Here is a 12,084-nt window from a genome sequence, read left to right on the forward strand (position 1 = left end):
GTTTTGTTGGTATAATTTGCTATATTACAATCATCCTATCGATGATTCCACATAAGGGGTCCAAAATGAAGCAAGACAGACTTGGTCAAATGAAACAATTATATTATGAAAAAAAAAATATCTCCAACAAAGAGCTGTGTGAGACTTTCAGCATATCCCTCGAAACAGTACGCCGTGATTTGAAGCAGCTGGAGCAGGAAGGGATCGTTAAGCGCGTTTACGGCGGAGCCGTACTGCGCCCGGACAACGATTCCCCCGCTGACATGGAGCCCTGGAATGTCCGCTCTGTACAGAACCAGCGCGAAAAAGCTCAGATTGCAGTAGAAATGCTTCACCGGATTCCGGACAGCTGCACCATCGCACTGGATTCCGGCACCTCAATTTTCGAACTGGCGAAACTTCTGAATCAAAAAGAGGATCTTACGATCATCACCAACTCCATACACATTGCGCTGGAGATCAGTACCCGAACCAACCATACGCTTTATTTCATCGGAGGCGCCATGAAAAAGGATGAACTGATCACCACAGGTATGTTGTCTGTGGATTTTCTCAACTGCTTTTCCAGAATCGATCTGGCAATCGTCAGTACAGACGGATTCAACGTCAACGAAGGGCTGACCGATTTTAATATCGAGATGGGCATGTTGAAGCGCAGCATCTTTGAAAAAGCCAGTAAAATTCTGGTGGCAGCAGATTACAGTAAATTTTCCATCAACGCTCTGTATAAGACATGTTCTTCAGAAGCACTGGATCTTGTGATCACAGATTCAAAAGCGCCTGCAGAATCTATCGAGTACCTGAGAAGTGCCGGCGTGGATGTCGTCATCGCTTCCTCCGATGAAGAGACGGCCCCCTGATATCCCTGTGCATCCAGACTTTCCAATTCTTGCACACTTTGCCCCAGGCTGCACTTTTCACTTCTTTCGATGACTCAGATAAGGTATAATAATGGTGGTATATGAGCGCTTCTTTTTCTGCGCACATGATATCATGTACTTATTAATATGTCGTCCGAAAAAGCGGCGAATATCTGAAAGGAGCAGCAACTATTATGAATGTAAAATTGGGGATTTGTAACTTCTGCGTTCCGGGAACCGGAGTTTTTGCACCGCAGATCGTATCGGAAATGGGGCTGGATGGAATGTCTCTGGAGTTCGGCAGCTACGAGCACGGCTGGGCCCTGTCCCAGAAAAAGATTCAGGATTTATACCTGGACGCACAGCAGAAATATGGCATTGAATATGCCAATATCGGATGCAGTGACGGTGACAATGTACCATTCTTCACACCCGAGGGTGATCCCATGTACGACGCAGTCAATCACTGGGTAACAAAAGCTGTGGATGCCGCAGAATACATGAAAATACCGATGGTGTTCTTCTCCAACTTCAATGCCAGCCTGGCAGACACGGAGGAAAAACTGGAACTGACAGCAAAGAGGTACCGTTATCTCTGTGACTATGCCGCTGACAAGGGCATTGAAATATCATGTGAGAATCCTCTGAGTGTCGAGAAACAGCTTCAGCTGGTGGACATGGTTGACCGTGAAAACTTTTCCCTGTTCTACGACAGTGATAATTATACATACTTTACAGAATATAAACAGGTGGATGTGCTAAAAGGGATTTATCCGCATATGGGCAATCAGCTGCATGTGAAAGACAGTACAAAGGGCTGTATCGCAAACGCGGTGATCGGGACTGGCGTCGCAGATTTCTACGGCTCCATCGACTATCTGAAAGAGCAGAATTATGAAGGCTGGATCATCCTTGAGAACCTGTATGAACTTGCACCGATGCGCCATCTGAATCCGGATTATTTTGAACTGATGAAAGAGGATGTGCGTGTGCTGAAAGAAGCCACAAAATAGCTGACAGCCCCGATATTGCGCTGACCTGCAATACCGGGGTTTTGTATTCTGATGACAGAGAATCAAAAAAGAGGAATCCCATCTCCCGGGATTCCTCTTTTTTACTTATTTCACATATTCTGCAGCATTATCTTTGGTGATAAAGATCGTTTCAACCGGAACTTCCTTTTCTACAGTTTCGCCGTTAATTGCCTTGTACGCGTTCATGGTCGCAATGTATCCCATTTCAGTCGGCTGCTGCGCGATCGTAGCCTCCAGATCGCCTGCCGCAACCAGTTCAACTGCAGACTGGTTGCCATCGAATCCGATGATCGTGATATCTTCTGCAACACCCGCATCCTGGCATGCTGACAGTGCACCGATTGCCGTGTCATCATTCATGCACAGAACAGCATCAATTTCGTTGTTGAAACGGGTCAGCAGATCCTCCATTGCCGCCTTTGCAGTATCGGAAACGTTATTTCCCGACATCTCAGCAATCGGCTCGATTCCGAACTCAGCAAGCCCCTCTTTGTAACCCTGAGTTCTTGCATTGGATGTACTCTCGCCTTCCTGTCCGTAGATGATGACTACTTTGGCGTCTTTTCCGATTTTTTCTCCGATATACTGACCGCCCTTTTTAGCAGCGTCCACGTTACTGGTTCCTACGAAAGATGTTTTTCCCGGAAAATCCACGTCCTGATCGATAAAAAAGACAGGGATCTCGCCCGAAGCACTTTCCAGTGCACCGGATACCGCATCCGTATCACACGGTGCGACGATGATGGCATCTACATCCTGCGCCAGCTGATCACCGATCTGAGTAACCTGCTGAGCGATCTCACTCTCCGCATCCGGCCCGTTGACAGTGACTTCGATACCAAGCTCTTCAGCCGCTTTATCACATCCGGCCTTAACATTTCCCCAGTATTCACTGTTCAGTGTTTTCAGATTAACTGCGATGCTGATATCTTTCGCATCTGCTCCGCCGGCATCTTCTGCTGCATCATTTCCGCCTGCGTCTGCTTCGCCGCCTCCCGTGTCCTCTGCAGATGCATCCTCTGACGCACTGCCCGAAGCACTTTCCTCAGACTTCCCTCCGCACGCTGTCATCGACAGAACCAGTCCTGCAGTCAGCAACACTGCCAATAATCTTCTCTTCATCCTAAAATCCTCCCTTTTGTTTTTATGGTTTAATATTCTAATGTAACCGATTTGCCTGAGCGGTGTGATTCTGTTGCAGCCAGTGCAAGCTTAATCCCCATCATACCGTCATAAGCCGTCACCTGCGACGGTTTTCCTTCGAGTACGCAGTCGATAAATGTCTGCATCTCTATCTCGTAAGCATCTTTAAATCTTCCCAGACACCAGTTTGCCATGTCTACGGTGATCTCCTGATTTCCGATCATTGTGTACGGTGTGAGTTGATTCTGTCCGACAAATACACTCTTCTCAAGACCGATAACCTCTGTCCGTGTATCGTATACATCATTTGCATTTCTGCTGATCTCGATCATACCGAGGCCGCCGTCCTGGAATTTCAACAGCATCTGTCCGTCATCCACATCATTTAATTCTTTCAGGAACTCATGTTTCAGCACTGCACCCTGTGCATAGATCTCTGTGATCTCTCTTCCCATCAGCCATCGCGCAACGTCCAGGTCATGAATACCCATGTCCACGAAGAGGCCTCCGCTTTCCGGAACGTATGCAGGTGGCGGACCGTTGGGGTCCCTCTGGCAGTCATGAATGTAGATCGGCTTACCACATTTTCCACTCATAACAGCTTCTTTCGCCGCCATATGGCCGGGATCAAACCGCCGCATGAACCCTACCTGAAGGAATACACCCTGCTTTTCCACTTCCTTCATAATCACCTCTGATTCTTCTACCGTAAAGGTGATCGGTTTTTCTACAAATATCGGTTTTTTGGTTGCAATACAGTCCATCAGTACATCATAATGTGTCTTGGTAGGGGTCGCCACCACGATCGCATCCACATCATCACTGACTATCATCTCTTTATAATCCGCATAGCCCTCTACATCGAAATTATCGACGGCTCTTTTCAGTGCATCCGGAAAAGGATCTGATACCGCAGTAAGCGCTGCCCTCTGACTCTTTGTTACATTCATTGCGTGATGATATCCCAGTCTCCCCAGACCGATGACACCGATTCTCAGTTTTTTCATTTTTATGATCTCCTTTCTCAATCAACTGTTATTTGGCCGCCAGTCTTCTGGCCTTTGCCTCCATCTGGTTGCGGACAACATCTATCGTAACTGCAAGAATGATAACCGCTCCAATGACAATGTATTGAATATCATTTTTGGTTCCGAACAGGTTCAATCCATTTCGAATCGTGGCGATCAGGATTGCGCCCATCATAGTCCCCCAGATTGTACCTTTTCCGCCTGTAAATGACGCACCGCCAATAATGCAGGCTGCGATCGCATCCGTATCATATGTAGTGCCTGCCGTCGCATTTGCCGTTGTCACGCGGCCAACCAGGATGATTGCGGCGAGGCCGCACATAAACCCGGAGAGTGAATAGACAAATGTTAATACATTCTTTGACTTTATTCCGGACAGACGGGCCGCTTCTGCATTACCCCCAACACAGTAGATCTGGCGGCCCAGGGCTGTCCTGGTAAGAAAAACATGAAAGATAGCGTAAACAATAATTACCACGATAAAGCTGACCGGAAAGTCTCCAATCGTTGCAGACCCCAGGAACAGTGTCGAATCAACACCTTTGTTCATAAAACCAATTGGGGTTGAATCTGTAATCAGCAGCGCAAATCCAAGCAGTACATTTTTCATACCAAGTGTCGATACGAAAGGGTGCGGCAGGTTAAGTCTTGTCAGCAGTGTCCCGTTGACAAATCCCATGAGCGTGCAGATCAGCAGCGCCGCTCCCATCAGTACAAATGGATTTGTGATTCCAAATTTCTGCATCAGCACTCCGATAAAGCAGGCACCCAGTACCGTATTGGAACCAACGGATAAGTCGATACCGGCTGTGATAAGTACCACCAGCATACCCCCGGAAATCATGCAGTTGATACCGGCCTGCTTCAGAATATTCATAAGGTTGCTGCCCCTTAAAAATTTCCCCGGAAGCATAAATGCCAGGATGATTCCCAGTATGATCAGCGCCAGCAGTGGCGCGATCTTCATCAATGCACTTTTCATATTCTTTTTCATGACAGTGTACCTCCCCATGCAGCTTTCATAATTGATTCCTGATTAAAATGTTCGGTTGCCCTTTCGATCTCTCCGGTTATCCTGCCTTCACGCATGACAATTACACGGTCACTCATGGCAAGCACCTCGGGAAGCTCTGATGAAATCATAATGATACATTTTCCCTGTCTTACCAGCTCATTCATAACGTTGTAAACTTCAATCTTGGCACCGACATCGATCCCTCTTGTCGGCTCATCGAAGATAAAAATCTCCGAATCGCTGTTCAGCCATTTTCCAATGACCACCTTCTGCTGATTTCCTCCTGAGAGCTGAGCGACAACCTCCTCACTCGTCGGTGTCTTAATCTTCAGCTTTTCAATATTCTCCCGGCTGACCGTTTCTATCTTCTTAAAATCAAACAGACCATTTCTGCGGAACCGTTTCATACTTGACATGATCAGGTTCGTCTTTACACTCTGAGAGAGAACAAGCCCCTGCCCTTTTCTGTCCTCTGTCAGAAATGCAATTTTCTTTGCGATGGCTTCCGTAGGATTTTTAATCTGTACTTCCTCTCCTTCAACATAAACTTTGCCGCTGTCCAAAGGGTCTGCCCCGAAGATTGCACGCATTGTCTCTGTTCTGCCGGCACCTACCAGCCCGGCAAATCCCAGAATCTCGCCGTGGTATGCGGTAAAACTCACATCATGCAGCACCCCCTCCGCCATCAGATGTTCTGCCCGCAGCCCTTCTTTTCCCTTTACCCCCTGTTCTTTCGGATACAGGTTCTCAAGCGTCCTTCCAACCATCGCCTCTATCAATTTGTCATTGTCCATATTTTGAATGTCTTCTGTGATGATATGCTGGCCGTCGCGCATAACGGTCACCCGGTCACAGAGTTCAAAAAGTTCTTCCAGTTTATGTGATACAAACAGGATAGCGATTCCCTTTTCCTTCAGCCGGCGGACCGTTTTCATCAGCTGCCTGACTTCTCCCTCGCCGAGACTTGAGGTCGGCTCATCCATTATGATCAGCCGTGCATTGATGGCAACCGCCTTCGCGATCTCCACCATCTGCTGAAGTCCGATGCCCAGTTTTCCGCACTGAGTATGAACATCAATTTCCCCGTGTCCAAGAGATTCCAGCGCCTCCCTCGCTTCCTGATCCATTTTTTTATAATCCAGCAGTCCGTTCTTCTTTTTAATCGATCGGCCGATGAAAATATTGTCTGTAACTGACAGCAGTGAAACGATGTTCAGCTCCTGGTACACACATGCAACACCGAGATTCCTCGAATCAACCGGTGATCGGATGGCTCTTTTTTGCCCGCCTATGTGAATCTCGCCTTCTTCAGGGATATTGACCCCTGTCAGCACTTTGATCAAAGTCGATTTTCCGGCACCGTTTTCCCCGATCAGACCATGAATTTCTCCGGGACGTATGTTCAGGGACATATCCCTCAGTGCTACAACACCGGGAAAACGTTTTGTTATGTGCTTCAGGCTAACTACATATTCCTCCATTTTACCCTCCTTCTCTTGATCACGTTCATGTTTTTCTTTTTCGACCTGCCACCATAGTATTATTAATCATCAGAAATTACTATTGCTTTCTTGCATAAATTAATATTAATAACCATCTATTTTCACGATTTTATTAGGAATTTTTGTCCTGTATTTTAATATTATTTATCACATTCAATAATATTATTTTTCATTTTTATTAATATTTACCAAAAACACCTGCAGGTTTTTTATGGAATTTTACATCAAATTTCAGGCATTGTACTTTCCGTGCAAGAATCCTAAAAAAAGTTTAGTTTTTCGCTCATTTGCATTGAAAAATGCGCAGAAATACAATATTTCACCATGTTTTCAAAACATTAAAACCACGGTTCCTTTTATTTTCAGCAGGAATGCTAAAGTATAGAATTGAAATTAATATTAATATTATGTTTGGATTTGACATTCCGACACGGATTGATTATAGTAAGAAGGAAGATTAGGATATACAAACTTATGGATTAGATGAGGAGCTCTTTATGAAGGTAACAATGAAAGATATTGCAGAGAAGACGGGCGTTTCTATCAACACGGTTTCTCTTGCTCTTCGCAACATGTCTTCGGTCAGGAAAGAAACCAGAGAGTTAATATGGCAGACCGCACTGCAGATGGGATACCTGGAACAGAAAAATAAACCTGACCTTCACAATATAGGCCTGATTTCCACCGGAGAACGCCTGCAGGATTCTTATTTTTATATGAGCTTTTATCAGAATATCCTGTCCAGGGTTCACGACCGCGGATATAATATGATGGTCTTTAAGGGTGATGCGTGCGATACACAGCCGGATGCATTAAGAGATATTTTTGAGACAAATTCAATTTCCGGACTTATTGTTCTCGGTGATATGGAGGAACGGATCGTGGCCAAGATCGCTGCGACAAACCTGCCGCTGATCGCCACGGGGACACGCTACCATACTCTGAAAGTGCCAACTGTCATCGAAGACAATCTGGAAGGAGCTCACAAGGCAGTGCAGTATCTGCTCGAAAAAGGATACCGTGAAATTGGTTTCATTGGAAATCCGCTCCACAGCACAGGTTTCATGGAGCGCTATGAGGGATTTATGGGGGCTATGTTCCATTTTGGCGTCCTGCCCCGCCAGGAATGGATGGTAACTGACCTGGACAAAACTCATGTCTATGATCTGGCACGCCTGCGCAGCAAACTCAGCGAGATGAAAAACTATCCGGAAGCATTTATCTGCACCAACGACAACATGGCGGTGCTCGCTGCAAAAATATTTGCCGAACTTGGGCTTTCTGTTCCAAATGATATTGCTCTGGTAGGATTTGACAACAGCATCATCGGAAAAATGAGTACCCCGTCAATCACATCCATCGATGTTCAGTGTGCCCTGCAGGCGGAAACCTGTGTGCAGGTTCTGATCGATTATATCGAAAACGGTACGATGGACCCGTATCGCATGGTGCTGCCGGTTACAATCTCCTGTAAAGAATCCACATAACTTAAGACAGCTGCCGGAATACTTCCGGCAGCTGTCTTCACTTCTTACTGTGACAGATGTCCCGTCCCCTCCCCCTAGGCGATGTCTGCGCACTGCTGATATGCCTGACGCTTTCATAGATCAGACTGATCAAATCAGCCATTTCTTTCCACTGCGTTTCGTCCTGGCTGACATAGTAATAATTCTTTGTGCCCTCTTTTCTCATGGCTACAATTCCGGCCTCTTTTAATATCTGCAGATGATGAGAGACAGAAGGCCTTGTCAGATGAGTTTTCTCTGCGATTTCACCAACCCGGATTCCAGACAGATCACTGCCCAGGAGTACAAGCAGAATCAGTTGTCTTGTCTCATCACCAATAGCGGTAAAAGCGTGTCTGCAATCCTGAAAACCGCACACGATTTTTTGTAATCTTTTTTCACAATCCTTTTCCATCATCAACTCCTCACATGTATCTGACATTCAGTTTTTCACGCTGTGCGGAGCGCAAATACTTTACATCCGGATAACCAAGCACCAGCGTCGCCGCCGCTTTTTTCCCCCGGGGAACTCTCAGCGCTCTTTTTATCTTACGTGAAGCATTGACTGCAGATGTAAAGAATCCACTGAACAGTACCCCCAGTCCGTTCGCCTCCGCTACAAATTCCATGTTTTGTGCCGCGAGAATACCATTGGTTGTGTCCTTCGCCAAAACAACAATCACAAGAGGCGCATGAAAGAAGAAAAAGTGATCATCTATTTCAACGTTTTTCGCCATGGGGCTGAACAGATCAGCATAGGGCTTTATTCTTCGGAATAAACGGACAGCCATCTGTTCAATCCACCCTTTTTGTTTGTCCAGAACAACAAAAGAAACATCCTGCAGGTTCTTTGCCGTGTGGGTCAGTCTTCCCGCCTCCAGAATCTGATCCCGTACATGTTCTGGAATTCCTCTGTTCTGAAACTGCCTGACCGTTCTTCGAAATCGTATAACATTTAATACATCATCCGGGTCCAGACGAACCGTTTCTTTACGGGGGACCGGATTCATATCATAGCCGGAGATGGTTATCGCCTCTCTCGGACAGACAGCAGAACACTGCCCACACATGACACAGTTATCAGATATAATTTTAGCTTTTCCATCATCCAGTTTTATATTATGCGCAACACAAGTCTTTGCACAGAGACTACATCCAATACATGTCTCCCGGTTAATTTTTATCGTATGATCTGACATCGCGAACTCCTTTCGTTAATAATCTTTAACCATTATAACAAAAGAACCCCCGAATGCAACATTGGTAAAGAAACGCGTTACCATTGCCCAATCTGCACATTTTAATTTAATAAATTCTGCATGCTTTTTAAGCTGACCGCCAGCGTCGATGTATTATGGAGAAACGCAGATGCAGCAGGCTGTAAGATTCCTCCGATCCCCAACACGATCAGTCCCGCATTAAAGCCCACGATAAATCTGTAATTCCTGCCGATCCTCTTCATTAATCCGTCGCTGATGGCCTTTAACGTCATAATTCCAAACAGATCATCTGCCCCGATCGTAATATCCGCAATCTCCCGGGCGATCTCTGCGCCATCGCTGATTGCAATCCCGACATCCGCAGCGGAAAGTGCCGGTGAATCGTTGATCCCGTCTCCGATCATGATAACCTTTCTACCCTGTGCTTTCTCTTTTTCCACAAATTTCGCTTTATCCTCCGGAAGTACTTCCGAATAATACTCATCCACACCAATCCTGGATGCGATGGCACTAGCCGTGCGTTCACTGTCCCCCGTCATCATAACCACTTTGCTGATTCCCGCTTTTTTCAGAGAATTCACTACGGCTTCAGCCTCTTTTCTCAATGGATCAGCAATACAGATGACAGCAGCCAGACGGTTTTCAATCGCAAGATAAAGGTGAGAATATTCCGCGGGAAGTTCCTCAAACTTCTGTCTCTGTTCTTCTGTAATCACACATTTTTCATCCTCGAAGACAAAGTGATAGCTACCGATCACCGTCCGCTCTCCATCAATCATTGTTGAGATTCCATGGGCGACGATGTACTCCACTTTTGAGTGTTTTTCTTCGTGGTATAGCTTTTTCGCCTTTGCCGCCTGAACAACCGCCTTAGCCATGGAATGTGGAAAATGCTCCTCAAGACACGCTGCCGTGCGAAGCAATTCATCCGGTTCCAGATCACAGAACGAGACTACATCCACAACCGTCGGTTTTGCTTTCGTCAGCGTCCCCGTCTTGTCAAAAACGATCGTATCTGCCTGCGCAACTGCCTCCAGATATTTCCCGCCCTTAACTGTCACATTATACAAACTTGCTTCCCTGATCGCCGACAGTACGGAGATCGGCATCGCCAGTTTCAGTGCGCAGGAGAAATCCACCATAAGAACTGACAGTGCCTTTGTTATATTTCCGGTAACCAGATAGGTAGCCACTGTCCCGGCAAGTGTGTAGGGAACCAGACGGTCAGCCAGATGCTCCGCCTTACTCTCCAGCATCGATTTTAGTTTTTCTGATTCTTCAATCATCGTGACGATCTTTTCATATCTGCTGGAGCCCTCCGCCTCCTTCACGCAGACCGTGATCTCACCTTCTTCCACAACCGTTCCGGCGTAAACGTATTTATCGACAGTCTTTCTGACCGGCACGGACTCTCCGGTGAGCGATGCCTGATTCAGCATGGCATCACCCTCCGTGACAATGCCGTCAAACGGCACAACATTCCCCATCCGTATCCGAACCTGGTCCCCCGCTTTTATCTCGGAAGACGGCACCAGGACCTCCTGGTCCTGGCGCACCATCCAGACTTTTCCCACATTCAGCGACATCGTCCTTGCCAGATCATCCACCGACTTTTTATGAGTCCACTCTTCCAGAATCTCTCCGATTCCAAGCAGAAACATAATGGAACTTGCCGTATTGACATCGCCTCTCAGAATCGATACGCTGATTGCCGTGGCATCCAGAACCGGTACTTCAATTTTTCCTTTAGCCAGCGTCTGTAATCCTTTCCAGATGTATCTGACAGATTTGACAGCCGCCAATACCGCCTGAACGGGGTATGGGAGCAGCAGCTTGTTGCCCACCCGCAGTATGACCTTGTTCGTCAGTTTCTCCCAGTACTTCGCATTGAGCTCCCTGCCGGAATTTTCAATCAGTCCTTTCGGAACTTTTACGTCCCGATACTGAAATTTTTTAAGAGAATCCACAGTCTCATCTCTTCCGCCCACATAATGGATGACTGCATCCTGCGTGCGTTCATATACTTTCGCAAATGTGACGTATTTCAGGTTATGGAGATAATATAATAAGATATCTGCCTCTTCATATGTCATGTGCTTCTGCATCACATGAATGCGGATTCTGCCCTGCATCTCGTGTTTGATCTTAAACTTCATATTATCCTTCTTTCCAACAAAAAAGCCTGCCGCCGGCAGCCCTTTTTGTACGCTTCGGCGAAAAACACCTGTAGAAGTTTCTACAGGTGCCATGCGCTTTTTATTCGGTTACTGCTTCTTCTGCTGTTTCCGGACCTTCAGCATCTGTCTTGGCATCATCGATCTCTTCTTCCGTCATCCGGTCTTCATTCAGCTGTTTTGCCTCCGTATAGATATCTTCAGCATTTTCCTGAACCGTGGTAGCCGTCTTCATCACGCATTCTTTTGCTCTCAATACCGCTGCTGTACAATTTGTATAAACTTTTTTTGCGTCCTTGCTGGACAACAGTTTGATTCCCGCGGTTCCAAACAGCACACCCGCTGCAAAAATTCCGGTCTTTTTAAAATTAATACATTTAAAACAATCCAACATCTTATGTACCTCCGTTCTACTTATGTTTATAGCCTGTATAAATTGCCATAATGAGACAAATCACAATGCCCCACGCCCAGAATTTATGGTGTTTCATATTATCCGCCTCCTTATAACATTCATAATAGTATAACTTTCATTATAATCTTCTGCATACTGTTTTTCTACATTTTTTCACTTATCGATAAATTTTTTCGCTTAAGATGTTC

11 protein-coding genes are annotated in these 12,084 nt (G+C 46.1%); 3 read left to right on the top strand and 8 right to left on the bottom strand.

Annotated features, from left to right (window positions below; translation table 11 throughout):
• Window positions 1-65: 65 nt before the first annotated feature.
• Window positions 66-860: a DeoR/GlpR family DNA-binding transcription regulator gene (locus tag MCG98_RS18205; protein ID WP_240303268.1), complete on the top strand. Its 795-nt coding sequence runs from the start codon at window positions 66-68 to the stop codon at window positions 858-860.
• Window positions 861-1,054: 194 nt separating this feature from the next.
• The gene (locus tag MCG98_RS18210) at window positions 1,055-1,873 is read left to right on the top strand and encodes a sugar phosphate isomerase/epimerase family protein (protein WP_240303269.1); all 819 of its coding nucleotides are present in this window, start codon (window positions 1,055-1,057) and stop codon (window positions 1,871-1,873) included.
• 105 nt (window positions 1,874-1,978) lie between these two features.
• Here the strand turns inward: MCG98_RS18210 and MCG98_RS18215 are convergent, their stop codons facing one another.
• The 4 genes from MCG98_RS18215 to MCG98_RS18230 are packed head-to-tail and all read right to left on the bottom strand — an operon-like array spanning window position 1,979 to window position 6,561.
• A complete protein-coding gene (locus tag MCG98_RS18215) occupies window positions 1,979-3,016 on the bottom strand; it encodes a sugar ABC transporter substrate-binding protein (RefSeq protein WP_240303270.1) in 1,038 nt (345 codons plus the stop codon).
• A gap of 29 nt (window positions 3,017-3,045) precedes the next feature.
• A complete protein-coding gene (locus MCG98_RS18220; RefSeq protein ID WP_240303271.1) occupies window positions 3,046-4,044 on the bottom strand; it encodes a Gfo/Idh/MocA family oxidoreductase in 999 nt (332 codons plus the stop codon).
• A gap of 28 nt (window positions 4,045-4,072) precedes the next feature.
• A complete protein-coding gene (locus MCG98_RS18225; protein WP_240303272.1) occupies window positions 4,073-5,059 on the bottom strand; it encodes an ABC transporter permease in 987 nt (328 codons plus the stop codon).
• Window positions 5,056-6,561, bottom strand: a complete 1,506-nt coding sequence (locus MCG98_RS18230; protein ID WP_240303273.1) for a sugar ABC transporter ATP-binding protein — start codon at window positions 6,559-6,561, stop codon at window positions 5,056-5,058. Before MCG98_RS18230 ends, MCG98_RS18225 begins: the two co-directional genes overlap by 4 nt.
• Before the next feature lie 518 nt (window positions 6,562-7,079).
• On the opposite strand from MCG98_RS18230, the gene MCG98_RS18235 reads away from it, so the two are divergent.
• The gene (locus MCG98_RS18235) at window positions 7,080-8,069 is read left to right on the top strand and encodes a LacI family DNA-binding transcriptional regulator (RefSeq protein ID WP_240303274.1); all 990 of its coding nucleotides are present in this window, start codon (window positions 7,080-7,082) and stop codon (window positions 8,067-8,069) included.
• Window positions 8,070-8,106: 37 nt separating this feature from the next.
• Here the strand turns inward: MCG98_RS18235 and MCG98_RS18240 are convergent, their stop codons facing one another.
• The 4 genes from MCG98_RS18240 to MCG98_RS18255 form a co-directional block, all read right to left on the bottom strand.
• A complete protein-coding gene (locus MCG98_RS18240) occupies window positions 8,107-8,502 on the bottom strand; it encodes a metalloregulator ArsR/SmtB family transcription factor (protein ID WP_240303482.1) in 396 nt (131 codons plus the stop codon).
• A gap of 10 nt (window positions 8,503-8,512) precedes the next feature.
• Window positions 8,513-9,286 (bottom strand): nitroreductase family protein, encoded by a 774-nt coding sequence (locus tag MCG98_RS18245; RefSeq protein WP_240303275.1) that lies wholly within the window; start codon window positions 9,284-9,286, stop codon window positions 8,513-8,515.
• 101 nt (window positions 9,287-9,387) lie between these two features.
• Window positions 9,388-11,463: a heavy metal translocating P-type ATPase gene (locus tag MCG98_RS18250; protein WP_240303276.1), complete on the bottom strand. Its 2,076-nt coding sequence runs from the start codon at window positions 11,461-11,463 to the stop codon at window positions 9,388-9,390.
• Window positions 11,464-11,563: 100 nt separating this feature from the next.
• Complete coding sequence (locus tag MCG98_RS18255; RefSeq protein ID WP_240303277.1) at window positions 11,564-11,875, bottom strand: DUF6110 family protein; 312 nt, start codon at window positions 11,873-11,875, stop codon at window positions 11,564-11,566.
• Window positions 11,876-12,084 lie beyond the last annotated feature (209 nt).

Origin of the sequence: Ruminococcus sp. OA3, assembly GCF_022440845.1 — a bacterium.
Lineage (GTDB): Bacteria > Bacillota > Clostridia > Lachnospirales > Lachnospiraceae > Ruminococcus_G.